Source organism: Simiduia curdlanivorans (genome assembly GCF_030409605.1).
Lineage (GTDB): Bacteria > Pseudomonadota > Gammaproteobacteria > Pseudomonadales > Cellvibrionaceae > Simiduia > Simiduia curdlanivorans.
In genome coordinates this window covers 1,438,026-1,464,579 of sequence record NZ_JAUFQG010000004.1, presented here as the reverse complement: position 1 = coordinate 1,464,579, position 26,554 = coordinate 1,438,026, and the positions used below count along the sequence as shown (strand labels likewise).

The window sequence follows — 26,554 nt, the reverse complement described above, 5'->3', positions numbered from 1 at the left end:
CCCCTGTGATTAAATGGTTTTTCACGCTTAGCTAATACGCTGCAATCTGCTTAGCCGTTAAGTGTCAGACCAGACTACCCGAGCGGGTGCGCTTGACCATTTGGGTGGATCAGCAACCAGCACCATGGATAACCTAATCATAATAAAGCGGTAGCAATAAACAAGATTACTGAAGCACTGGGTAGAAACCTATTCTTCAGCATCGGCAGGCGCCCAGACTGTAGCGCCTCCTAGCAAGTGTCATCAGCATTAAAAGGGAGTTTTAAATGCAATTAGGTACGCGCGAATCTAGTATTTCCTTCACCTCAATACAAGAAAGCTTTCGCCATCAGGCTCGACAAACGCCGAACAACCTGTGTATCCGCATCCCCAAATCAAAGGCCGACAATGCTTGGGAGCTTACCTATAAAGAGGTGGACTGCTGGAGCGATGCACTTGCCAATCAGCTGCGCGAAGCCGGTATTAACCTAGGTGATCGGGTTGGCTTGTGCGTTGAGCGCTCAGCAGCTGCCATTGCCGCGATGCTCGCCATTGCTAAATGTGGTGCGGTGTATGTGCCTATAAGCCCAGACTACCCAAAGGCTAGAACTGAATTCATGGCAGAGGATGCCGAACTTAAGCTTGCCTTCGCTACTCCTATCTTTGCCAACAAAATGACCCGCGTTGGCGTAAAAACATTGTTGCTAGAGGAGCGGCCATGCAGCACTGGTCAAGAGGCTGAATGCCCAATTGTTACAGTATCCAAGGATCAGCCGGCCTATATTATTTACACTTCGGGTTCTACCGGTAGACCAAAGGGCGTTGAAGTTCCGCATAGAGGCATACTGAGGCTTGTTGCGCCCCGCAATACCTACTGCAATTTCAACAATAGTCGACGCTTTTTACAACTCGCCCCGCTATTCTTTGATGCCGCCACACTCGAGGTGTGGGCGCCGCTACTTAATGGTGGTTGCTGTGTTGTACAACCCGGCGACGGCATACCGGACCCAACTTTATTAGCCAATGTACTAAAAGAAGAAAAAGTAACGAGCCTGTGGTTAACCTCCTCCTTATTTAACTGGCTGGTTGATAATGACGCGCTTGCCGGCGTGCCCGTTGAAGAGCTACTTGTTGGTGGCGAAGCGCTGTCTCTCGCACATATAAAACGCGCTCAAGAGCAACTGCCCAATACACAGCTTATAAACGGCTATGGACCAACGGAAACAACCACCTTCGCTTGCTGCTATCCCATACCTAGACCTATCCCTGAACAATGGACCGCCGTTCCCATCGGCCGCCCGATCCATGAAACACAAATTTTTGTATGCGATGCAGAGCTTCGCGAAGTCGCTCTAGGTCAGCAGGGAGAACTCCTCATTACCGGCGATGGCGTTTCCCTGGGCTACCTCAATTTACCCGAGCGGACTCTAGAAAGCTTTCAACAGCTAAGGTTAGGTGGCGAGAGCCGGCGCGCCTATCGCACCGGTGACCAAGTCAGAATCAACGCCGAAGGGTTGGTAGAATACATCGGGCGCATTGACGATCAGGTAAAAATTTCTGGCTACCGAATTGAGTTGGGCGAAATCAATAACTGCCTGACCTCGCACCCCGAAATACGCGACGCAGCCGTTGTAGTGCACACCAATGATAAAGGAGGCAAACGACTGATTAGCTACATGGTCGCGCGCTCAGCAACAGCCAAGCCCCCCATTGGTGATATCCGTTGTTATGTTCATGCCGCCTTGCCCCATTACATGGTTCCTAATGCTTGGATATTCCTCGACAAATTACCGTTGACCGACAATGGCAAGCTCGATCGCAGGGCGCTACCGGCGCCGGTTTCAAGCCGACCCGATATAGGCGTGGAACTGGTTGAGGCAAAAGACGATGCCGAAGCGTTTGTGGTTCAACTATGGCGCGATCATTTAGGTCTTGATGACGTCGGCGTTAATGATCGTTACTTTGAATTAGGTGGCACCTCCATCTCGGCGGTTAACTTTGTCGCTCAACTTAGCCAAGACTTGGGCCAACGCATCCCAATTGCCACCTTTTTTTATGCGCCCACGATTCGCAGTTTTGTTGCTGCGCTGTGGAGTGATCACCATGAAACTATGGCGAAGAAATTCCCCCACCTCGTCTCAAATTATGAAACGGAAGAGCAGGACCTATCGCAATACCAGGTTAATGCTAGCGATGATGATATCGCCATTATTGGCTACGCCGGCCGCTTTGCTGGCGCGGAAGATACCGACAGTCTGTGGCGCAACCTCTGCCAAAATATTGAAGCGTTGCGTTTTGCCAGCGATGACGAGTTAAGATCAGCAGGCGTTAGCGAAGAAAACATACAAGACCCAGACTATATTCGAGCCTACTTTTCGCTAGACGATCTTGAATACTTCGACGCCGGTTTTTTTGGCTACCAGCCCCGCGAAGCAGAATTGATGGACCCGCAACACCGGATTTTTTTAGAGCAAGCCTGGGCTGCACTGGATAACGCGGGCTATAGCGACACCGAAAGATACACCAACAAAATTAGTGTGTTTGGCGGCATCGCCCGCGACGCCTACAGCCACAACTATGTGTCTAAACACTCTACCTACCAAGAAGATATTAGCGAGTTCTATGTCAACATGGGGAATGATAAAAACTTCCCCGCCACTCGTGTCGCCTATCAGTTGAATTTACGCGGCCCAGCAGCAAGCATTCAAACCGCCTGTTCATCGGGCGGCACTGCGCTACACCTTGCCATCCAAAGCTTAAAAAGCGGTGACTGCGATATCGCAGTAATTGGTGGCTGCCGAGCACTAGTGCCGCAAAAAAGCGGTTATCGGCTAGTCGAGGAAGGCGCTTTATCTAACGATGGTCACTTGCGCGCTTTCGATGCCCAAGCCAGCGGCATGGTGCGAGGAAGCGGCGCTGCATTTGTGGTTATTAAACGCCTGAAAGAGGCCGTGGCCGACAAAGACTGCATCCGCGCTATTATCAAAGCAACCGCTATTAACAATGATGGCAACGCTAAAGTCGGCTATACCGCACCTAGCGTTGAGGGCCAGTCAGAAGTGATTACCAAAGCATTGGTGCTATCAGGTGTGGCTGCAGACTCCATAGGCTATGTCGAGGCCCACGGCACCGGCACCTTGCTAGGCGATCCCATTGAGGTAGCGGCGCTAACAAAAGCATATAGACGCTTTACTGATGCCAAAGGCTATAGCCGCATTGGCTCAATTAAAACCAACATCGGCCACACAGATGCTGGATCGGCCATAGCGGGTATGATCAAGTCCATCATGGTTCTTGAGCACGGAAAGATACCTGCAAGCCTTAACTACACCAGCCCAAACCCAAACATCGATTTCGCCAACAGCCCCTTTCAGGTCAGCGACACACTACAAGACTGGCCCATTAAAAACGGCGAAAGTCGCTACGCCGCCGTTAGCTCTTTTGGCCTTGGCGGAACAAATTTCCATGCTATTCTCGAACAGGCTCCGAAACGTATTCAAAATGATCGTCCGGCACAACGACCTTTCGAACTACTCACGCTCTCGGCGAAATCAACTACAAGCTTAAATGCCAATATCGCTAGTGTTAGGGCCTATTTGCAAAACCACCCCGACCTAAATACGGCTGACCTAGCCTATAGCCTCAATAATTTTCGTGCCAACTTCAATGAGCGAGCGATTATCGTAGTTGAGTCTAGTAACGGAAAACCAGTATTAATAGAACGGCGTAGCAAAAGCGATGCGCAAAAATTTGCTTTGAACTTCCCTAGCTTCGAGGTTAAACCTGGGCTCGCCCACACACTCTACCAAAGCGAACCGGTTTTCCGCCGCTATATGGATTTATGTGCGGATATTTTTTCTAGCGACTACAGCATAGATGTACTGGCCTGCCTCTACCCAGAAAAAGCCAATAAAGACGGCAGCCTTGCTGATCTGGCCACTTACTTCGCTGCAAAGTTTTGCCTTGAATACGCTTATGCAAAATTATGGATACATTGGACAGAAATGCCGGCGCTGATCTTAACAGGTAGATCCAGCTTAGCTGTGACCGCCTGTATTGCCGATATGCTTAGCGTCCATAAAGCTATTGGCGTCAATCAGGCATTGGCAACGACAATTCTAGCAGCGGGTAATAAGCAGGCACTCGACGACGTTCTCGGAGACATCATTCCTGCCGTCGCCAAAGTTAAGCTGTTATCAACGGTAACGGGTAACATTATTTCAATTCCTGATTTAATGTCCGCCGAAATCTGGCTTAGCCACATCAGCGATAAAGAGGCAGATAACGCCGCTGAGCCTGCGCAGCCTTTGTTAGACGAGAAAATTGATACCCTACTTGCAGGCGTTAGGTACTTTTACGCCCACGTTGGTCGGCTCGCCGAACGCAGCCCAATACCGGACGCACGACTCATCGCACGACAAGAAAAAATAAGCCCTGAAGACTCAGCCTACCTCATCAATGCCGCAGATCAAGAACAATATCAACACCGCACTTTAGCGCAATCTCTGGGTCAATTTTGGCTCGCAGGTAATAAAGTAAATTGGCCCAATTTCTACGACGGACAACTAGTACGCAAAGTGCCTTTACCCACGTTTAAGTTCGACCGAAAGCGTTACCTTATAGATCTACCCGAGCGAGATCCAAAGGTTTTGCTATTTCAAGCCAGCAGCGAAGCTGAGCTGCAAAACAGTGTAAAGCTATGGCGCGACCATATTGAACAGCAAGCGACTATCGGCGAGAGCGCAAATTCGCTGAGCGAAATGTCACTACCGCTCAGCAAACTCAGCGGTTTATATAGAACTGGCATTGCAAGCATCACGCCCAGCCACCTAGCCAAAACAGTGCGCGATGCGTCGTCGTTGATCACAAGTTCAGCGAAAGCCATTAGCGAAAAAAATGAAACTATTTACCTGTTACCCGGCGGCGGCGCCCATTTCTTAAATATGGGTAAAGGCTTATATGAGCGCCATAACGTATTTAGGCAGGCAGTCGACGCAGGCTTCGCGCTATTCGGTGCGAACACCGGCCACGATCTACGCGCTCTGGTTTTTCCCGCTGACCATAATTCTACTTATGCCGAGGCGCAATTAAAGCGCCCGTCGCTACAATTGCCCGCCATATTTATTCTGCAAATAGCGCTAGCCAAGCTATGGAGTCACTGGGGCGCCAAACCCGATGCACTGATCGGACACAGTCTCGGCGAAAATACCGCCGCCTGCCTGGCAGGGGTACTCTCCTTCGAAGATGCACTGGGTTTGGTTAGCTTGCGCGGGCAACTATTTGAATCCGTAACGCCCGGTGGCATGCTGAGTGTTGCATTAGCCGCTGAGCAAGCGCGAGAATACTTAGGCGAAGAGCTTGACCTAGCGACAATTAATAGCCCGGCCCAATGCACGATTTCTGGCCCCACGGCCGCACTTACGGCATTAAAGAAACAGCTCGATAAGGACGCAGTAGACGCTCAACTTATCCCTATTGATATTGCGGCGCATTCACGCTACCTAGACCCTATACTCGAACCCTTTAGGGATTACCTCGCTAGCGTTAGCCTGCAACCGCCAAAGGTTCCTTTCATATCTAACACCACGGGTACCTGGATCACAAGCGAGCAGGCTACAAGCCCCGATTACTGGGTAAATCATCTTCGCACTACCGTGCGTTTCTCTGATGGTGTGCAAACCTTACTACAGAAGCCGAATCGAATTTTTCTGGAAGTGGGACCAGGAAAAATATTAGGCAGCCTAATTAAGCTTCACGATCACGCGGTCACGAATCAAACCTTGTCCTCTCTTCGCCACGCCAAAGAAGACATGGCTGATGTCGTGTTCAGCCTAAATACCGCTGCCAAACTATGGTCGCTAGGGGTCAATATCGATTGGCTGCAAATAGATCGCGACCTGCCCAACAGTTGCTTACTGCTGCCGCTTACACCACCGAGTGCACAACCAACCAATACCGGCAATCCGCTAGAGACACAAACCAACCCGACAGCAATGCCCCTACTCGCAAACTTTAACTTGGCAAGCCTACCCGCCCTAGATCATTCACATGGAGTGAAAGCCGCCGTGAACCGCAGAGAATTCATTGAAACCACGATCAAAGGCATAATTTTCGACATGTCTGGCCTTGCTCCAGACAGCCTAGATACAAGCGCTACATTCGTCGACCTTGGCTTTGACTCATTATTCTTGACCCAAGCCAATGGGCGGATGAAAAAAATATTCAAACTAAAGCTAACACTTAAACACTTAATGAGCGAAGCGCCCACTATCGCGCGCCTATCAGACTACATTGAAGAATGTTTACCCGCGGGTGCACTGCAAGAAGAAATAGCGGCTAGCGCACCCGTGGCGCCTGTACAAGCACCCGCTATACCAGTTGGTAACCCAACGGCAAATATTAATCACCAAGCGCTGAACGGCATTGATACAGGCTCGTTGGCATACGTGCTGGCGACACAGATCCAAGCATCGAATGCGCTGCTATCAATCTTACAGGGCTCGCAATCCAATCAATTAATGCCACTGGCCAACGGCCCCGCCGTGCCAGCCTCAGTGCCAACGAAAAAGCTCAGTCAAAGCCCCAAACCCGAAACCCCAGCCAGCGTAAAAACCGAAGCCGAAGATTCACCGAAAGAAGTCTTGGGGCACGGCCCATTCCGCCCCATCGTTAAATCAATTACTGGCGAGCTAACTCAGCAACAAAGTGAATTTCTCCAAGAATTCATCGCCATGTATGCTGATAAAACCAAAGGCTCTAAACAGCTTGCCGCGGATATTCGCCCCTATTACGCAGACCCGCGAACCGTTTTAGGCTTCAAATCTATTTGGAAAGAAATCACCTATTCAATCGTCGCCAAGCGCTCAAAAGGCGCGCGCACTTGGGACGTTGATGGTAACGAATATGTTGATTGCATGGGTGGATTCGGTGCGATTTTTTTTGGTCACGCACCCGACTTCATCATGGATGCAATTAAGGCGCAGGCTGATTTGAGTGTTGACTATGGTCCTCAATCAGCGATGGCAGGGGAAACGGCTCGACTTATTTGCGAAGTCACCGGCTACGATCGGGTGTCATTTTGTAACACTGGCTCCGAAGCCGTTTTAGCAGCAACGCGCATTGCGCGCACGGTTACCGGGAACGATTTAATCGTGACCTTCTCCGGCGATTACCACGGCATCTTTGACGAAATGCTCATCCGCTCCCAAGTTATTGGTGGTCAGCGTCGAAATCAGCCCATCGCTCCAGGGATTCCGAAAGACTCCAATAGTAATATCTTAATGCTCGCTTACGATGATCCGGAATCACTGCAGATTATCAAAGACCGAGCCGATGAAATTGCCGCCGTATTGATTGAGCCGATTCAAAGCCGATTCCCAGAGATACAACCTAAAGAATTTATTCACCAGCTGAGAGAAATTACTCGCGACGCGGAAATTCCGTTGATTTTCGATGAAGTGATTACTGGTTTCCGGCTACACCCCAGAGGCGCGCAAGCCTGGTTTGATGTGGAAGCAGACCTGTCCTGCTACGGCAAGGTTATCGGCGGCGGCATGCCGATTGGCGTAGTAGCCGGCCGTGCACGCTACATGGACGTACTCGACGGCGGGCCATGGCAATACGGCGACGACTCATTCCCGGAGGCTGGCGTTACTTATTTTGCCGGCACTTTCGTGCGCCACCCACTCGCCATAGCCGCCTCTAATGCTGTGATAAAGAGAATCAAAGCTGAGGGCGCGCAGCTCCACCAAGCGCTAAATTATAAAACAGCGATATTTGCCGAACGCGTCAATAAGCACTATCGAGAGCAGGACATACCCGTTGAAATTATTTATTTCGGCTCCGTTTTCTTGGTTAGGTACAAAGGCGAACCCGATTTCGAATTTCTCTTTTTCTTAATTTTACGCATCAATGGCGGACACCACATTTGGGGACCACGTCCCGGCTTTATGACCGTGGCACACAGCCAAGAGGATATAGAGACGCTCATCAACGCCTTTATAATTGCCGGTAATGAATTCCGTCGCGGCGGTTTTTTCCATGCCAAAGAAGACAGACCCGAAGAGCGCTACCCATGGACTGCCGCACAGAGCGAACTGTGGCTCGCTTGCAAGCTCGGTGATGCCGCGTCCGCTGCCTACAATGAGCAGGTTTGCTTCGCTATTGATAAAGATATTGACACTTTAAGCATGGAGTTCGCGACAGACCGCACGATCAATAGGCACCCGAGCCTTCGCTGCGTAGTAGCACCCGATGAACAGGGCATGCTGGTAAAACCCTATATGCGACCAGAGTTTCGCCATGTCGATTTAAGTGATTTAGACCGCGAAGCAGCGGAAGCAGAATATCAGCGCTTAGCTGCAGAGAATATCGACAAGCCATTCAACTTCTTCACTGGCCCACTACTGCGCACTTTAGTCGTTAAGATAGCAGCCAATGATTCGCGCCTTTGCGTCGCAAGCAGCCACCTAGTATCCGACGGTTGGTCACTCGAAAAAGTTATGGAGGATATAGCGGGCTATTACACCGCAATTTACCAAGGGCGGCATTATCGAGGCAAAGCGGTTCCTCACCTGTCCGAATTCTTTGCCGCTAAAGCCATACAAGCGGGTTCGGACGAGTACGTAGAAGCGAAAGAGTTTTGGTGTTCACAATATCGAAATAATATCCCTGCAGCACTGGAATTACCCCTCGATCATCTGCGCCCAAACATTCGCAATTTTAATGGCGAGCGGCACGAATATCGATTTAACAACAGTATTATGAAGCCACTTCGCGCTTATGCGAAAGAACAAGGCTGCACTAGCTTTGTACTGTTGTTGACAGCATTCAAACTTTTACTGAGCCGACTCTCAGGTCAGCAGGATATCGTTGTTGGCGTGCCGTCAGCAGGGCAACCAAATATTGGCTTACCCACACTCATCGCTCACGATGTTAGTTACCTGCCTTTACGCAGCCATATCGATCCTAATCAGACTTTCCAACAGCTGCTATTAAAGGTTCGCGACAACTTTTTAGATGCAAAAGATAATCAAGATTTTTCATTCGGCGAATTGTTACAGTCAATTAACATTCCGAGGCAAGCAGGTAGATTGCCGCTTGTCTCTGCTAATTTTAACCTGGACTTCCCCTTTAATCCGTTGAATTTCGATGACGCAAAGGCAACTTTTTTAACGACGCCGCGCAACCACGTAAAATACGACTTATCGTTTAACTTGACCGACGAAGGCGATTTTCTGCGGGTGGAAGTTGATCACTGCAGCGACCTTTTTGATAGCGTTACCGTCGAGCGCTGGGTAAATAATTTCCTCGAACTACTAAAACACATCGGCACAGACCCGAACTCGCCAATTTCAAAACTGCGCATGGACAGTATCGACGAGCAAGAGCGCATGCTTAATCAATGGAATGACACGAAAAAAGACTACCCGCTTGAAAATGCTACCTTACAGAATTTGATCGAAGCACAAGCAAACAGGACCCCCGCCGATATCGCGGTGATTTATGAAGGTGATAGCCTCAGCTACCAAGAACTCAACCAAAAAGCGAATCAGCTTGCACACTACCTTCGCTCGATCGGCGTATCGCGCAACGAACCTGTTGCGCTATTACAGGATAGATCACTCACCTTGCCAATTCACCTACTGGCCATACTTAAAGCCGGTGGTGCGTACTTACCTCTCGATCCAAGCTACCCACCGGAACGCATTAATTATCTACTACTCGAAGCAGGGGTTAAAATTGTTCTCTGCGATGACAGCTACAAAACGCTAATTCCTGAAGGCGTCACGGGGTTACAGGTACGCGACCTCGCAGGGCTCACACAAAATCAGCCAGTGCATGAATTAGCATCAACAAACACACCTGATGACCTTGCTTACATCATCTATACCTCAGGCTCCACCGGCCAACCAAAAGGTGTCATGGTAGAACATAAGTCAATTTGCAACCGTCTTTTTTGGATGCAGGAAGACTTCGCCCTAAACTCAACAGATCGAGTTCTACAAAAAACGCCCTATACCTTTGACGTATCCGTTTGGGAGTTCTTCCTACCTCTCATTTCTGGGGCGGCAGTAGTGATGGCCAAGCCGGATGGGCACAAGGATAGTAATTATTTAGCCGCCACCATCGCTCAGCAGAACATTAGCCTCATTCATTTCGTGCCGTCCATGCTGGCTCTATTCCTAAGCGACTATCACGCAACCACCGGCAAGCTAAACAGAGTGGTTTGTAGTGGCGAGGCCCTCAGCCTCGAGTTACAAGCGCGCTTTTTTAGCCTATATAAACACACGGAACTGCATAACTATTATGGCCCTACGGAAGCCGCCGTTGACGTCACTAAGTGGCAGTGTAGCCCTACCAGCCCTTATTCAAGCGTACCTATTGGTCGCGCTGTAGCCAACACGCAGATCTACATACTCAATGAGTTTATGCAACCGGTAGCAGAAGGTGTAATTGGTGAAATTTACATTGGCGGTGTGCAAGTTGCACGAGGTTATATCAACAAACCCGAGTTAACCCAAGAGCGCTTTGTCGACAACCCATTCCAGCAAAGCAACCAAAATGCCTCACCAAAACTATACAAGACTGGAGACTTAGGCCGCTTCTTAGAAAATGGCGCCATTGAATATTTGGGCCGCAACGATTTTCAAGTTAAGGTGCGAGGTCTACGCATTGAACTAGGCGAAATAGAAAACGGCATAAATCAGCATCCCGCCGTGAACACATCCGCGGTGATCGCAAAAGAGATAGGCGAAAATGATACACGATTAATTGCCTATATTGTCCCAAACAGCAACTACACCCTAGACCTTGGCGATCTCAAAGCACATTTGGCTAAAAAGCTGCCCGACTATATGCTGCCCCAGCATTTGGTCAACCTGACTTCTATGCCGCTAACCAGCAGCGGCAAAGTTGATAGAAAAGCCCTGCCAGAGCTCGAACGGGATGTCAAAAAACCAGGCCCCGAAGCGCCCTTAGATGACACAGAAAGAAAACTCGCAGATATATGGTGCAGCACGCTCTCGATTAATAGAGTAGACCCCAACGATGACTTCTTTTTAATCGGCGGCCATTCACTACTCGGTGTCAAATTGCTCGCAGCAATAAACAGTGCATTCTCCACCCACTTTAATTTACGCGAACTGTTCTTGGCTCCAAGCATAAAGTTGCAGGCAAGTTTAATATCAGATTCAAAAGCGACATCCACACAATCTAATATTGCCCCCTACGAAGGAAAAGAAGTACCACCGGCCACATCACAACAACAGCGTCTCTGGTATTTAGAACAGATAGATCCTGATGCAAATAACTTTACCATGGAGGCCTCATTCTTTGTTCGAGGGAAATTAAACCTAGTCGAACTTGAAAGAGCGGTTAATCTTGTTATCTCCAGACACCAAGTACTTAGAACAAACTTTGAGTTTAAAGAAAATCAACTGTTACAAAAGGTTTCAGCGTCTCGCTCCATCAATTTGATAGTGAGACCACTAGAAAAACAGATTGCTGATTCAGAAACTTCCATTAGCGACTTTATAAATTCAAGAATATCCAAGAAGCAAGACATTGAAAAAGACAACCTTTTCGAAGTAGAAGTTTTCAAAATAGCCGATGACAATCATTTACTTATCCTCTTCGCCCACCACATTATATTCGATGGCTGGTCTTTCGACTTGCTAATGCAAGAAATCAGCACGGTTTACGGAAGCAGCTCCGCATCACTACCGCCTTTACCCATTCAGTACGCGGATTATGCATTTTGGCAAAAGAATTACCTGCAATCCGAGGCAATGCAACGTCAACTTAAGTTCTGGCTAGAAACATTGTCTGGTGACCTGCCTATTCTTGCCCTGCCTGAAGACTATAACCGTCCAGCCCGACAAGCTAGCAAATCAAAATCTGTGCCTATCGCAATCTCGGAAAGTAAACTCAACGAAATTGAACATTTTTGCAAGGCATCTGGATGCACGCTATTTATGTTTTTTATTGCAGCCTATACATTAACACTGCATCGTCATAGTCGACAGAGCGATATTATTATTGGCGCACCAGTCTCTGGCCGAAGCGCAAGTAACGTCGGCGACTTACTTGGCTTTTTTGTGAATACCATCGCGCTGAGAATGACGATAAACCCAAAATTAAGCTTTAACGACTGGCTGACACACATTAAAGCTATATGTATCGACTCCTATGCCAACCAAGACCTGCCTTTCGAAGAGCTAGTTAAGCACATAAATCCGGAACGGGACCTATCAAGATCTCCCATTTTTCAGGCCTTTTTCTTGTTTGAGGATATTCGTGACAGGAAGACCGATTTACATGACCTCAGCCTTGAGCCCTTAGAGGTTAAACGCTCTGCCGTTCAAACCGACATTGATTTGTGGCTAAAACGCAGATCATCCGATGTCATCGGTGGCCTAGACTACCCCATTGAATTATTTTCTGAGAACACTGCGACATCGCTAGCTCAAAGTTTCTCATTTATTATCGACGCGGTTACCAACGAGCCAACCATTACGCTGGCAAAACTATTTGCCGCCAATGACGACGAATTAGCCGCGTTAAATAACTGGAACAACACATCGGAAAATTTTGGCGACGAACTATTTCTTGAACGGTTTAAGAGTAGCGTGAAACGGAACCCGGAAAAGCGCGCCGTTTCCAGCCATAACCAAGCACTCGATTATCAAACACTCGATCAACGATCAAACCAACTTGCACACTTTCTGATTCAAGAGGGTGTTGCGCGAGGATCATTAGTCGCTATTTGTCTAGACCGTAGCGTTGATTTACTGGTAGGTACTTTAGCGATATGGAAAGCCGGTGCAACCTACGTACCACTCGATCCAGAGTATCCTCATGCGCGCCTCCAATACATGCTTGAGGCTGCAAATATTCATGTCATTTTAACGCAACAAAGTTTAACTGATGTAGCAAGTGCCTATAGTTGTCGTCGCATTTGCATTGATCAAGAGCGAACTGAAGTAGAAAAACAACTAACCACTAACCCGCAGATTGACATTAGCGCCCACGACCTCGCTTACATTATTTTTACCTCCGGCTCCACTGGGAAACCGAAAGGGGTGAAGGTACCTCACGGTGCAGTTAATAACTTCTTGATGTCGATGGCCGCCAAGCCTGGCATGAACTCAACAGACCGCTTGCTTGCTGTTACTAGCCTATCATTCGACATAGCAGTACTAGAATTATATTTGCCGCTTTTAGTTGGCGGAGAGCTGATCATCGCAAGCGCCGAAGACGTTATCGACGGGCTGAAGCTTAAGAATATTTTCGAACAGGAATCGATATCGTTCATGCAGGCCACGCCCAGCACTTGGCGAATGCTGCTGGCAGACGGTTGGCTAGGAGCGAGCAATATCAAAATTCTTTGTGGCGGAGAAGCATTCCCCATCGATCTAGCGCGAAAATTACTACTTATTAGCGAAAATGTTTGGAATATGTATGGGCCAACAGAAACCACCGTATGGTCAAGCTGCGAGCAGTTAACGCTCCCCTTAGACAACATTTCCATAGGTAAACCAATCGCAAATACACAATGCTATATATTGAATGAAAATTTAGAAGTGCTACCCATTGGGGTTCCTGGTGAATTATATATTGGTGGACAGGGCGTCACCCAGGGCTATCTCGGCCAGGAAGGTTTAACCAAGGAACGTTTTTTACAAATCCCCGGCTTGCAGTCCAACGCTCCCCTTTATCGCACGGGCGATTTAGCCTACTGGCAAAGCACTGGAAAACTTAAATACCTACGCCGAGTGGATAATCAAGTCAAATTGCGGGGCTACCGTCTAGAGTTAGGTGAAGTTGAAGCGGTTCTTAATGAGAACCCAACCATTCAGGAATGTGCTGCTGTTGTACACGAATTCAGCCTCACCGATAGCCGGCTCGTTGCCTATGTTCGACTCGCTCAAGGAGAGCATCTTACAAGCAGCGAAATGAGACAGTTTTTACGCACCAAGTTACCCGACTATATGGTGCCCCAACTGTTTATTGAAGTTGACAAGATGCCTCTCACTCCGAACGGAAAAGTTGATCGAAATAACTTGCCAAAGCCAATCCAGGGAGAGTCCACCCAAACAACCTTCCTCGAACCAAGCACGGACATTGAGATATCTGTTACCACGCTTTGCTCGGAACTCTTAAACAAGAGCCCAATAAGCGTCGACAGCCTATTTTTTGATATCGGCGGCCACTCATTACTCGCGCTGGAGTTTATTCATAAAATCCAAGCTCAGCATAACGTGCGCATTACGCCGCTGGAGGTACTCACCAACTCACTCGGGCAATTAAGTGCCACCATTGAGCGAATGAGTAGCTTAAATGATGCACCAGTGCCAGAAGCCGGAACAGAAATGCAAGACATTCCCGTAAAGAAGAAGGGATTTATTGGGCGAATTCTGGAAAGTTTGGGGTAATAGGCGGATGACCAACAGCACCTGTAAGAAGATTGCAGAATGGAAAAAATAGAGGCCGCTCGTATAGCTCTGACCGACCAGAAATATGTTTTTAGTTAACTCTGCGCCCAATTATTAGCAAGTACTTATCTGCCATACAAAGCGCCAACACTGAAAGGATGCATGATGTACAAATCTATGAAATATTATCAAACACTGCAGCAACTTAGCCCACTGCAGAAGGGCTTTTTTATCGTATTCTTAGGGCTAAGCTTACAATATAGCCTGAACGCACTAGCTTATTTTGGCGCACTGCCGGATATTGGCGAAAAATCTCTCAATTCGCTGGTGAAAAACAGCACCTATTGGATACCTGTTTGCATGGCGCTTTTTGGCAGTTTTCTATTTAAAGGCAAAGAAGGTGTTGTAGGACTATTTCGCCCCTACGCCACGGTGCCTTTGAATCCTATTTGGTGGCTTACCGCAATCTTTATTTTGACACCGGTGGTTTACGCCAGTGTTTTACTCAATGACCTTCTGTATGGAAACCCATTCAATCTTTACGCAATAACACCTCCCACATCGGCAGAACTCATCCACTGGACACCGATGTTTATCCAAGTTGCCGTAAGCGATGAATTATTTTGGATAGGCTTTCTATACCCATTATTGCTACAGGCGGGCTACTCCTCGCTAAAAGCATCTTTGGTGATAGGCGTGCTGTGGGGCGTAGACTACATTCCGTTTATGTTCACAGGCTTTTTTGTTTCACCAGGGCTAAATGGGGCAAGCATCTTATTAGGCTTTTTTTCGCTAGCCCCTATGTATATATGGCTATATGAAAAGACAAAAAGCGCATTGATACCGATAACTTTTAATGTCTCGATGCAGTACACATTTTCCGCCATACCCACTCTACCTCACGTTACTGGCGACAACAGCGCCGTATCTATGGCAAATCTATTGTGTTTCATCGTCGGCATGGCACTTTGGTATTTTTATCCTTGCTATAAAGCAGAAGCCAAACCACAGACTGCACTCAGTGAGCGCAATCTCATACAAGAAGAAAGCTAGGGAACCTCTGAATAACTTTGGTACCGCTCTGCGTGACCTGTAGCGGTCAGCCGCAAGGCGAGTTTCGCAGCTAATGGCCGTAGCTCTTAGCAAGAAGCTCAACGCAGCGGATGGCCGCTAAAGGCCGCGCCCTACGGGGCTTCCAGCAAGTTCCGTGTGCGTTGTTGCGACTTCTCGACAGACCCCGATAGCCTTCGAAGCCGCGCCTAGCCCACGAAATTTGCTGGAAGCCAGAGCTGCACCAGAGTTATTCAGAGGTTCCCTAGGTATTAACATAGAGTATCGAGCCACTCACAAGCTAAGATCATCAAGAAAAAGCAACTATGATTAGTTGCGATATCAGTTGCGGCCTTGATCTTCGACATATGAGCTGGCCCACGCGGCTAAAGCTTCAGTTAATTCTCTGCGAGACCGAGGGTCAGAGTGAATGTGGTCTAACTGTGGACATAGACGCTCGTTAACGGTGTCACCAAAGTTTACTTCGCTAAACATGTCGAAAAATTGCCCGGAGTAGTTATACTGATCATCCCACGAGCCGGTAAACTGTACAAAAAGCCTTACACTCCTCTGTGCCAAACTTCTGTAAACTGCCGCAATTTCGGAGCAAGGCGGGTACTCCCCCCAATTCACTTCAGCACCTAATTCAACTTTTCGCGCAGACGCACTTTCATCGGATACAGGCATTATTAGACGGCCAACTCTGCTCCACAATTTTGCAAAAACTTTAGCTAAAAGGCCTTTCCAAGCGCCAAAATTAAACACCCTCGCGCGGTAGTGGGTAAAATAATAACGCCAATTGCGATAGGCATAGCCATCGAGCTGCACAACACCTACCACCCTTTCATCACCTGCCGCCACATGAACGGCGTCGCGCGCACCGGAGCACAGACCAAATAAAATAAACTGACTCACTCCCTGTGAGGCTTGTAGATAATCCATGACCTCACCAATTTCTGACTGAGCCAACTCATCGCGGCCAAGCTCAGTCCGCCTTACAGGGCTATCGCCCAAGCCAGAGTAGTCAAAGCGAAAGGATGACATACCCGCTTTTTCGCTAAAACCTCGAGCAACTTCAACTGAAAGTCGGCAAGCTCCAACTCGATGAATAACACCGGAGTTTAATATCAACATCATGCAGTTCGGCCGCACTGGGTTAGCAGGCGCTGTTAGCACGCCGACTAAAGGTGAAGGCCTACCAATTAAGCAAACTTGTTCACGCACAGATTGGGCGTTCATAGCGAAGGTCCAACCATGCGCTGCAGAACACACTGCATATTAGACATGGGCCACAATATACCGCTTTCATTATCCACATAATTCCAATCAACAACTGCGGGGCTGGAGGTACAAGTATAGTTTTCGTGCTGTTTCAGCTTTTCACTCAATAACTCAAACTCATCATTGTGCTGAGACAATATTAAGTCCACTTGCTGAAACAGGTTAAAGGTTGACTGCATCAAAGAAATTTCTGGGAGGCCAGCGGTGAAGCTTCCGGGAAATAGAAAGCCATTAAACTCAATATCATTACTGTCTGGCTGAGGCTTGCCGGCCGAAAATATTTCAGCCTGATACGCCTCGCCCGCGACCCAAGGGTCCCACAACACTAAGCGACTAACTTTGACCGGCGTACTCTTTAGCGTAGCCGCTAGTAATCCGCCCATGCGCACGCCGATGATACTGATATTTGTAGCCATCGATATATCGCGCAACTCTTGAATTGCACAAACAATATCCTCTTGCCAGCAGGCCGGTGTCACGCCATCCATGTTGCCGGCAGAATCACCCTGGCCGCGATAATCAAAGCGCAGCACATGAAAACCGGCATTAGCCAACTGAGTCGCTATAAAGCGTAAAGCCTTATGCAACCTAATTGCTTCATGGGCAACTGGGCCGCATAACAATACGGCTTGATTGTTAAACGTCGCGACTGCTGGCGGGTGGTAAACACCGTATAAACTGTGCGTAGATGAACCGAAGAAAAATGCTTCCATAAACCTTTCCGAAAATACGTCCCTATACGAATTACTGACTAACGAACTAGCCGATGCTATTTTCAGCTGCGCCCATAACGGTCATTAAAGCGCACAATATCATCCTCACCTAAATAGCCGCCGGTTTGAATTTCTATAAGTTCTAACGGAATTTTCCCTGGGTTCTCTAGAGAATGGATTTCTCCTATAGGAATATAAGTTGACTCATTCTCGGTCAATAAAATTTCCCTATCGCCATTGCGAACTTTTGCAGTCCCACTTACCACAACCCAATGTTCAGCTCGATGGTGATGCATTTGTGTGGACAACTTTTGCCCCGGGCTTACTGTAATACGCTTTACCTGATAGCGATCACTTGTGGTTAAACCGTGGTATTTACCCCAAGGCCTATGCACCTCTCGATGCAAGTCGACCTCTGTGCGGCCCGCTTTCGACAGCTGTTCGACAATTTTTTTAACGTCTTGGGCCCTGCCAGCAGGCGCGACCATGACCGCATCATCCGTTTCAACAATGATCAGATCAGACAGACCCACAGCGGTAACCAGCCGAGACTGCGCATTCACTAAGGTGTTTTTACAATCGATTACCACGGCGTCGCCACGCAACAAATTATTATCCGCATCCGGCTCCCCTATTGCCCATAACGCAGACCAGCTGCCTACATCGTTCCAAATAGCCGGGAAGCGAATGACCTTGGCGGCACTGGTGCGCTCCATGACGGCATAGTCGATGGAGATAGATTTCAACGCAGAAAAAGGCTTGGCCGCCAACCGCATAAAACTGAGATCGGCCTCGGCGTCTGTCACAGCCGATTGGCTGAGTTGATGAACTTCAGGCTCGTATTTTTCTAGCTCGGCTAAATAAATATCGGCACGAAACATGAACATGCCGCTATTCCACAGGTATTGGCCATCATCTACATAGGCCTGCGCAACCTCTAGGCTTGGCTTCTCGACGAACTCGGCTACCGACTCGACGTCATTGGCGCCATTTGCTTTTATGTAACCATAACCGGTTTCAGGATAACTGGGCTCGACGCCGAAGGTTACCAACGCACCCTGTGCCGCCAGCTCTGCCCCTAGCGCGACCTTTTCGTCAAACAATTGCTGATCGGAAATGGCGTGATCAGAGGGAAGCACCAACATGATGGCGTCGGGTGTTTTGCTGGCCAGCAACCAAGCGGCGGCGGCGATGGCAGGAGCGGTATTTTTCCCCTCTGGCTCCAACATAATACTCATGGGCTGAACCCCAATAGCTCGCGCCTGCTCGGCAATGAGAAAGCGATGATCCTCATTACATAAAATAATGGGTTGCTCTGCGTTCGAACGCGTGCGCGACAGAGTATTCTGCAGCAGACTGGCACCTGAGCCCTGCAAGTCTATACACTGCTTTGGATATTGAGAGCGCGACAATGGCCACAAACGACTGCCAACGCCGCCGGCCAATATAACGGGAACTATTTTTGACATGAGACATCCTGATTGTTCATTTTATCCACCAGCCCGCAGGCTTAGATTATTTATTCCTTTGTGCGGGCAATTATCCTTTATCTGGCTCTGTTACGAAATAGCCCTTACCTAATCCAAAGAGCAGAACCTGCTCCTAAAACGAAAAAGCCCCAATTCATGGGGCTCTTCAAGCAATATCTTTATGCCTCAGAACGGGATGTCGTCATCAAAACTATCGAAGCCACCGCCCTGCGGCTGCTGAGGTTGTTGCTGCGGAGCCTGTTGGTAGCCGCCTTGCTGTGGCGCTTGATTTTGTTGCGGTGCTTGGCGTTGTTGCGCTGCGGGCTGGCGCTGCTGAGGTTGCGATTGATCGTAGCCGCCTTGATCGTAACCACCTTGGTTAGAGTCACCGCCTCTACCGTCTAGCATCTGCATTTCGCTGGCTACAATTTCAGTGGTATAGCGGTCTTGGCCGTCTTGCCCTTGCCACTTGCGGGTGCGCAGAGAACCTTCCACATAAATCTTACTGCCCTTTTTCAAATACTCCCCGGCAATCTCGGCTAGGCGATTGAAAAACACCACACGGTGCCACTCTGTGCGCTCTTGTGGCTGGCCAGTATTTTTGTCTTTCCAAGATTCTGACGTGGCAACGCTCACGTTAGTGACAGCACCACCGCTAGGCATAAACTTGGTTTCTGGGTCTTGACCTATGTTACCCACCAAAATCACTTTATTAATACCCCGTGCCATACTTCGTCTCTCCTAATCTATATCTGTCTAATAGGGCCATCTAAACACTCGGCCAGTTATGTGTCGAGAAATTCTCACTAAAAGCCTTAGGCTTCGCGCCATCGGTACATGCTTATCGCACTGTTATCGAAATGCCGTGCATCCACTTGCAGCAATACCGTGGATTCGGTATCCACCCAAGTCACTTGCCTAACCCCAGGCAGTGTCGACAGGCGGGTTACCTCAATGGCGTCCATACCCTCTGGCACCTGCAAGCTCAAACGCACCGGTGGCGCCGGCGGCTGCTGAAATAGCGCCACCAACAGCCATAACAATAAGATTGCGGCGCATAAGGCGAATACAGCGCCAAAGCCAAACGCTTGAAAGACCACGCCGCCACTGGCGCCACCCGCAAAAGCGCCAGCAAACTGCCACGAGGAATAGACGCCCGTGGCGGTGCCCTTGACCTCGGCGGAAGCGACCTTGCTAACCCAGGAAGGCAGTGTTGCCTCTAACAAATTAAATGCCATAAAAAAGCCGAATAGCATAACAACACCGAGTAAGGCGCTACCCTGCAACCAGCCTAACAACACCTGTACAATCACCAGCAAGGCGATGGCACCGATAAAGTTCTGCTTAACCTTGCCGCGCTTTTCACCCAAGATCATAAACGGCAACATGGCCAAAAACGACAACACCATCACTGGTAAATAAAGTAACCAATGCTGCTCTCTAGGCAAGCCATATAGCTCTAAATAACGTGGCATGGCAATAAAGGTTGCCATTAAGACAAAGTGCAGCGCAAAAATACCAATATTCAAACGCCACAACTCCAGATCGCGAAACACCGAGCCCCAATCGAGCCGCTGAGGCATAACCCGCACAGGCGCCGCCGGCACCACATACCACAATAGCCCGAGCCCACTTAAGGCGAGCACAGCCGTCAGCCAAAACACGCCTGCGAGACCAAAGCTCTCAGTCACTAAGGGCCCAAGGATCAAGGCCAAGGAAAACGCCACGCCAATGGAGGCTCCAATCAAGGCCATGGCTTTGGTTCTATTCTCTTCCGCGGTCAGATCGGCCACAAACGCCATCAACACGCTGGCGATAGCACCGCACCCCTGCAAGACGCGGCCGGCAATAAGGCCATAGACACTGTCCGCCACAGCGGCCAGGACACTGCCGGCGGCGAACAGAAGTAAACCGATGGTAATCAGTGGCTTGCGGCCAAATCGATCCGATAAATAGCCGAAGGGAATTTGCAATATTGCCTGACTAAAGCCATAGGCACCGAGCGCAACACCAAGCAGGGCCGCGCTGGCGCCACTATAAGCATCGCCGTACAAACTCAGTACAGGCAATACCATAAACAGGCCGAGCATACGAAACACGTACAAGCCAGCCAGCGGCAAAACAGCTCGGCGTTCAAATGGGGGAGTCACAGTGGGCGAGGCCTTAATAGTGTCGCGTTATCATTTTAAGCGGCTCAGTGTAGCAAAATTGGCTTCCGAGCGGCACTGGTCAGTGCTCGAGATTCCTAGGTTTAGGTCAATTGCTTCTTATTATGCGAGGATCTATAACTAAGGTGTCTTTAGTGCTAATTGCTTAGCTAGGGGCTCCGAGCTATAGTAACTTGGTTATATTTTAATCGCCCAAGCAACCTTGACGATCGAGTACTTGGCAAAATCACAATAAACATCAGGATGTAACGATGATCAAGCGCACCGCTCTATTTCTCGCCCTCGTGGCAACCGCCGCCGTGGCACAAGCAGATACCGCGAGTAAAGATGCCCGCAATGCAATTGCGGCGCTCGACAACAGTATCGCCTTCGCGGAAGAGGCGATCATGCAGGTGCAGTCGCAGGAAGCGGTCAATCTGCTTACGGCCTCGATAGCTGAAGCCGATCTAACCATCGCCATCGCCGAAGCCAATTTCGCCATTCGCGACGTCAGCACCCAAGAGGCCTTTAATCAGTTGGCCGCCTCTGTGGCCCAAGCCGATTTAACCATTGCTTCGGTTGAAGCCCAAGTGGCAATCAATTCCGTTGGCGACGAGCAACTATTGAACGAGCTAGAAGCCACCTTAGCTGGCGCTGACAACAACCTTGCGAGCGACATGATTTTAGCCGTTGTCTCGGAACGCCCGATGCTGGCATCTGCCGTGCAAGATAGAGCTCTGGCCATTGGCATGGACGAGCAACTGGTCGCCAATGCACTCACAGCAGGCTTCAGCGAAGCCGCTGCCACGGCCGCTGGAAAATAATACTGCGGTACCATCAAAAGGTTCATTATATGAGCCTTTTTTTTCGCCCCCAATATGACTGCTACGGAAGTACCAACAAGCAACATCTCTCCTCAATTGCTAACCATTGCAGTCAATTTCCCCTCATAAAGCGGCCACCAAGCGCGCTGACGGTAATTTCATCCTGAGCAACCGCTATTTGGAAATAAAAATTACAACTAGGTTATCTAAAAAGCTCAAATTAACCGACAAAAACATCTAACAGTTCCATACTTAGGTGCTATTTTTACAGTCATAATAGCGCCTGCCTTGCAGTACTAAATTTGAAACTTTACTCTTAGACGCTGGCACGCCACGGATCGCGTAAACCTATAAAATGGACTCCCACATTATGAACGCCACTAGCACTGAATTTTTAAACACTGCAGAAACCATGGTGCTTCTCAGTGAATCCAGCATGCAGTCCAAAATGCTGGCTAATCTAATGGCCGAGCGCCTTAAATTAACCTGCAAGCTGACCGATCAAGCGCATCAAGTTAGCCAGCTACTAGCGTCCGACCAAAACCTATTGCTAGTGGATGCGCAACATACCGACCTCGGCGCGCTACGCGCGCTCCTGCAAGGGCTGCAAAGCAAACACAGCCGCTTAGTTATCGCGCTGTTCAATGTGATCCAAAGCTCCGAGCAGGAGCATCTAGCCGAATGGCCGCAGGTCAAAGGTATGTTTTACATCAACGCCGACCACAACCAATTAATCAAAGGCCTAGAGGCACTTATTGCTGGTCACTTGTGGCTACCTAGGCGCGTCACCCATCAGCTGATTGAGCAAAATCGCCGCCCGCCGATGGACTCTGGCTCGCGCCAATTGCTTACCCGCAGGGAATTGCAAATCATGGAGCTGTTGGCTGACGGCGCCACCAATTTACAAATTGCCGAGTCGCTGTTTGTCAGCGAACACACGATAAAAAGCCATCTGTATAACGTATTTAAAAAGATTGAAGTTAAAAATCGGTTACAAGCGAGCAACTGGGCGAGAAACAATATCTAGGCCAGCCTACTGTGACGCGTATCAGATTCCCGTTCTTGGCTATGTGTTTGCTTGGATTTGCTGTAACCGCACCCTGCTGGCCAGATGAAATTGAAAATGAAATTTCAGGCTTCACTCAAGACAGCACTATCACCCGTGCAGGGCATGAATTTGCGCGCCATCTAAGTGATTACCGCAATGCAAATTTCAGCGCAAACAACGACTACAACCTTGTGGTGTACGAGCGACCTTCGGCTCGCTGGGGCAGCCTTATTTGGGTAACCACAGAAAACCAAGAAGTTTATCGGCGTTTTTTGCCGCCGGGCAGAATTGATATTCAACAAGAGGCCAATGCAGCAGCGCAGCAGATTCATGCAGCCGCTCAACAACGTAAATTGCAGCTGATGTTTATGGACACCTTCGATCTCGATCAGGATGAATACTAGAGACCTAATAATGAAAAAAGTATTGTTTGTATTAATTTTCTTATCGTCAACGTTCAGTTATGCCTCCGAATTAATTTACACGCCTGTTAATCCGAATTTCGGCGGCAATGCGCTGAATGGCAATTACTTACTTGGCAATGCACAAGCACAAGACACCTATAAGAACCCAGACCTGGGCAAAGATGGCTATTCGGCACCCACCGACCTAGAGCGATTTACCAGCTCGCTACAGTCGCGACTTCTCAACCAACTCTTAACGGACGTCGGCTCGGGCAACAGTGGCAGCTTACAAACCGACGATTTTATTGTTGATTTAGTTGACGATGGCGGCACACTCACCGTCGTCATTACCGATAGACACACTAACGAAGTTACCGAAATTGTGGTTTCAGGGTTGGACCCACAAAATTAATTTCAGGAAGAAACATGTTAAACCCTATTGCTCGGCTTTTTTTCGCAGCCAACCTATTTTTTTTAACCGGCTGCCAGATGGCACAGAACACCAGTGAAAGCTTATTTGGCCCGGGCCTTACCGAAGCAACTCTAACGCCTCGCGCCAGCACCTACCGAGATCTTAAAAGCCTACCTAGCCCACGCGGAAAGATAGTTGCCACTGTGTACAACTTTCGCGATCAAACCGGCCAATATAAACCTATCCCAGCAAGTTCATTTTCAACAGCGGTAACCCAAGGTGCAACCGCCATGCTGATTAACGCTATGAATGAGTCTGGCTGGTTTATCCCCCTCGAGCGAGAGGGCTTACAAAACCTTCTAACCGAGCGGAAAATTATTCGTGCTGCGCTCAAAAAACCTGACACTCCCACAAATAATGACGATGAGCTGCCGTCTTTATTAGCCGCAAATGTTTTGATCGAAGGTGGTATTGTGGCCTACGAATCCAACATCAAAACTGGCGGTGCAGGCGCACGCTATTTCGGCATTGGCGCTTCGGAGCAATACCGTGCAGACCAAGTTACTGTAAACATTCGCGCCATCGATATTCGCTCTGGCCGCATATTGCACAGCGTGCTAACAACCAAGTCCATCCTTTCGCAAGAAATCACCACCGGTGTGTTTCGCTTCGTCGAATACAAGCGCCTACTGGAAATTGAAGCGGGAACAACAACAAATGAGCCTGCCCAGCTCTGTGTACTATCCGCCATAGAGTCGGCACTGATACATTTAATTGCCCAAGGCATAGAAGATAACTCTTGGGCGCTAGCGAACATGAATGAGGTGAATAACTCGACATTACAGCAATATATGTCGCAGGAACCCGCCATTCATTAGGAATAATTTCAACTGAAATCAAAAGTTAAAATTTGATCATACGAAGGTTGTAATATAGGTTAATTTTTAACTCATCATTTTAGGGGGGCAAATTAAAAACATACTTTTATTTTCAGTCTAGCGCGCTATAGAGATGCGCCAACACTACTACCACAATGACATTCCGCTTGCTAACAGGGATTGTCGAATGAAAATAGCGACCGTTCGGAAAATAATAAAAATAGTTGAACCTAAGCTGCTCGCGCTCGCCCTTTCGCTTTGCCTTTCAATGTTAATTAACACGAGTGTACAAGCCTCACCAGACATTGACGGTAAAGCGATCGACATCGAAAGTTTTAATGTCGACCTTGAAAATTACGCGTTCAACAATCTCGCAATAGCGAGTCAGGTTGGCAATGACAACAATATTATTGCGTCCCAGTCCGGCATCGAGAACGAGTTAATTATTAGCCAAGTAGGGCTGGCTAACGTTGTTAACGCAGAGCAAATTGGCGCACAAAATACAGCCTTTAGCGAACAGAACGGCGATCACAATATCGCCCACATTCTACAAAACGGCTCGCTAAACAAAGCCACAGTTCAACAAAATGGCTATGGCAACAACGCTGATATCAGCCAACACGGCAATCAAAACCAAGCACTCGTGATTCAAAGCGGTAATTACAATGCCGCCATTGTTGACCAAACTGGTAGCAATCACGCCAGCACGATAACCCAATATGGCGATCACCAGCAGGTGAGCGTCAGACAACTGCAGTAACCCCATCAACGAGGAAGATGATATGAAAAAGCTACTTACCCCTTTGGCTCTTGCAATTTCTCTGGCATCGGTACAGGCCATTGCAGATAACAACATCGCAGACAGCACCCAATTCGGTGACTTAAACGATGTCACCATTGACCAGGTAAATGTCCAAGACGCCACCGCGTCGGTAACTCAATCAGGCGATAGCAATGGTGCATCAGTTGTGCAAGCCAACAGCACCAATGCGATGACGGCAACCATCGACACTACCGGCACGGCTAACCGCGCCTCCATCTTCCAAGAAGATAGCTGGTTTGCCAGCGCCACTATTACTCAAGAAGGCGAAGACAATGGCGCCGACATTGTGCAGGAGCTTATTTCCGACGATAGCAGCGCAGACATAGATCAGATAAGCGCTGCGGGCAATACGGCCAGCATCACCCAAACCTTCGCTTTTTCCTCAACCAGCGCCATCGTTCAAGAAAATGCTGAAGTCAACAATGCCGAGATCGAACAGGTCGAGACCGAAGGTTCAGACGCCTACATCCAGCAAACCAATACGCTGCTAGACGATGCCTATATTTTCCAAACAGGCTTCGCACAATCCGCCGCGATTTACCAAGATGATGCCTGGGTTGCCAGCGCCAGCATTAGCCAAGAAGGCTCGTCACATTTGGCCACCATTGATCAGAATGCCATCTCCGATTACGCCATAGCAGACATCAGCCAAACCGGCACTGGCAACACGGCGAGCACCACGCAATCAGGCTCTTTCGGCAGCGAAGCCTATACTGCACAAGCCGGTGAGTTTAACGACGCCACCATTATGCAGGGGCCGCTCGGCATTCATTTGGCCATCGTCAATCAGGAAGGGCAGTTCAATAGCGCTTACGTGGATCAAAATGGCACCGCGGACGTTGCGCAAATTGACCAGTATGGCGAAGCCGGTTACGCGCAAGCGGTACAGGCAGGCGATTACAACGAGGCCATGATTGATCAAGGCGGCATGGGCAATACCGCACTTGTGGATCAAACCGGCCTAGGCCAAGCGGGCTTGAGCAATACAGCCTTGATTCAACAAACGGGCGCCTACGATTACGCCACCATTATGCAGTCTGGCGGTGCCGGCAATAATGCGGTCGTAACCCAAAACTGATTAAAAGGGGCCG

Annotated in this window: 14 protein-coding genes; 9 read left to right on the top strand and 5 right to left on the bottom strand. The window is 48.9% G+C overall.

Features of this window, described 5'->3' with window-relative positions; genetic code table 11:
- Nucleotides 1–266: 266 nt before the first annotated feature.
- Both QWY82_RS06650 and QWY82_RS06645 read left to right on the top strand, forming a co-directional pair.
- Nucleotides 267–14,414 (top strand): non-ribosomal peptide synthetase/type I polyketide synthase, encoded by a 14,148-nt coding sequence (locus tag QWY82_RS06650; protein ID WP_290260779.1) that lies wholly within the window; start codon nucleotides 267–269, stop codon nucleotides 14,412–14,414.
- A gap of 165 nt (nucleotides 14,415–14,579) precedes the next feature.
- The gene (locus QWY82_RS06645; protein ID WP_290260778.1) at nucleotides 14,580–15,467 is read left to right on the top strand and encodes a CPBP family glutamic-type intramembrane protease; all 888 of its coding nucleotides are present in this window, start codon (nucleotides 14,580–14,582) and stop codon (nucleotides 15,465–15,467) included.
- A gap of 339 nt (nucleotides 15,468–15,806) precedes the next feature.
- On the opposite strand, the gene QWY82_RS06640 is transcribed toward QWY82_RS06645, so the two are convergent.
- From QWY82_RS06640 to QWY82_RS06620, 5 genes are all read right to left on the bottom strand, one after another.
- The gene (locus QWY82_RS06640; protein ID WP_290260777.1) at nucleotides 15,807–16,703 is read right to left on the bottom strand and encodes an alpha/beta hydrolase family protein; all 897 of its coding nucleotides are present in this window, start codon (nucleotides 16,701–16,703) and stop codon (nucleotides 15,807–15,809) included.
- Nucleotides 16,700–17,458, bottom strand: a complete 759-nt coding sequence (locus QWY82_RS06635; RefSeq protein ID WP_290260775.1) for an alpha/beta fold hydrolase — start codon at nucleotides 17,456–17,458, stop codon at nucleotides 16,700–16,702. Before QWY82_RS06635 ends, QWY82_RS06640 begins: the two co-directional genes overlap by 4 nt.
- Nucleotides 17,459–17,520: 62 nt before the next feature.
- A complete protein-coding gene (locus QWY82_RS06630) occupies nucleotides 17,521–18,927 on the bottom strand; it encodes a mannose-1-phosphate guanylyltransferase/mannose-6-phosphate isomerase (RefSeq protein WP_290260773.1) in 1,407 nt (468 codons plus the stop codon).
- 186 nt (nucleotides 18,928–19,113) lie between these two features.
- The gene (gene ssb, locus QWY82_RS06625) at nucleotides 19,114–19,656 is read right to left on the bottom strand and encodes a single-stranded DNA-binding protein (protein WP_290260772.1); all 543 of its coding nucleotides are present in this window, start codon (nucleotides 19,654–19,656) and stop codon (nucleotides 19,114–19,116) included.
- 86 nt (nucleotides 19,657–19,742) lie between these two features.
- Entirely contained in the window at nucleotides 19,743–21,077 is a 1,335-nt protein-coding gene (locus tag QWY82_RS06620) for an MFS transporter (RefSeq protein ID WP_290260771.1), read from the bottom strand.
- 269 nt (nucleotides 21,078–21,346) lie between these two features.
- On the opposite strand from QWY82_RS06620, the gene QWY82_RS06615 reads away from it, so the two are divergent.
- The 7 genes from QWY82_RS06615 (at nucleotide 21,347) to QWY82_RS06585 (ending at nucleotide 26,541) form a co-directional block, all read left to right on the top strand.
- Entirely contained in the window at nucleotides 21,347–21,898 is a 552-nt protein-coding gene (locus QWY82_RS06615) for a hypothetical protein (RefSeq protein WP_290260769.1), read from the top strand.
- 370 nt (nucleotides 21,899–22,268) lie between these two features.
- Nucleotides 22,269–22,925 carry a LuxR C-terminal-related transcriptional regulator gene (locus QWY82_RS06610; protein ID WP_290260768.1) on the top strand — a complete coding sequence of 219 codons (657 nt, stop codon included), beginning with the start codon at nucleotides 22,269–22,271 and terminating at the stop codon, nucleotides 22,923–22,925.
- An 11-nt stretch (nucleotides 22,926–22,936) separates the two neighbouring features.
- Nucleotides 22,937–23,350, top strand: coding sequence for a CsgE family curli-type amyloid fiber assembly protein (locus tag QWY82_RS06605; protein ID WP_290260766.1), 414 nt, complete (start codon nucleotides 22,937–22,939; stop codon nucleotides 23,348–23,350).
- A 10-nt stretch (nucleotides 23,351–23,360) separates the two neighbouring features.
- Nucleotides 23,361–23,762 carry a curli assembly protein CsgF gene (locus tag QWY82_RS06600; protein WP_290260765.1) on the top strand — a complete coding sequence of 134 codons (402 nt, stop codon included), beginning with the start codon at nucleotides 23,361–23,363 and terminating at the stop codon, nucleotides 23,760–23,762.
- Between the two features lie 14 nt (nucleotides 23,763–23,776).
- Entirely contained in the window at nucleotides 23,777–24,640 is an 864-nt protein-coding gene (locus tag QWY82_RS06595; RefSeq protein ID WP_290260764.1) for a CsgG/HfaB family protein, read from the top strand.
- Between the two features lie 187 nt (nucleotides 24,641–24,827).
- A complete protein-coding gene (locus QWY82_RS06590) occupies nucleotides 24,828–25,400 on the top strand; it encodes a hypothetical protein (protein WP_290260763.1) in 573 nt (190 codons plus the stop codon).
- Nucleotides 25,401–25,422: 22 nt separating this feature from the next.
- Nucleotides 25,423–26,541: a hypothetical protein gene (locus QWY82_RS06585; protein ID WP_290260761.1), complete on the top strand. Its 1,119-nt coding sequence runs from the start codon at nucleotides 25,423–25,425 to the stop codon at nucleotides 26,539–26,541.
- The last annotated feature ends 13 nt before the right edge of the window (nucleotides 26,542–26,554 follow it).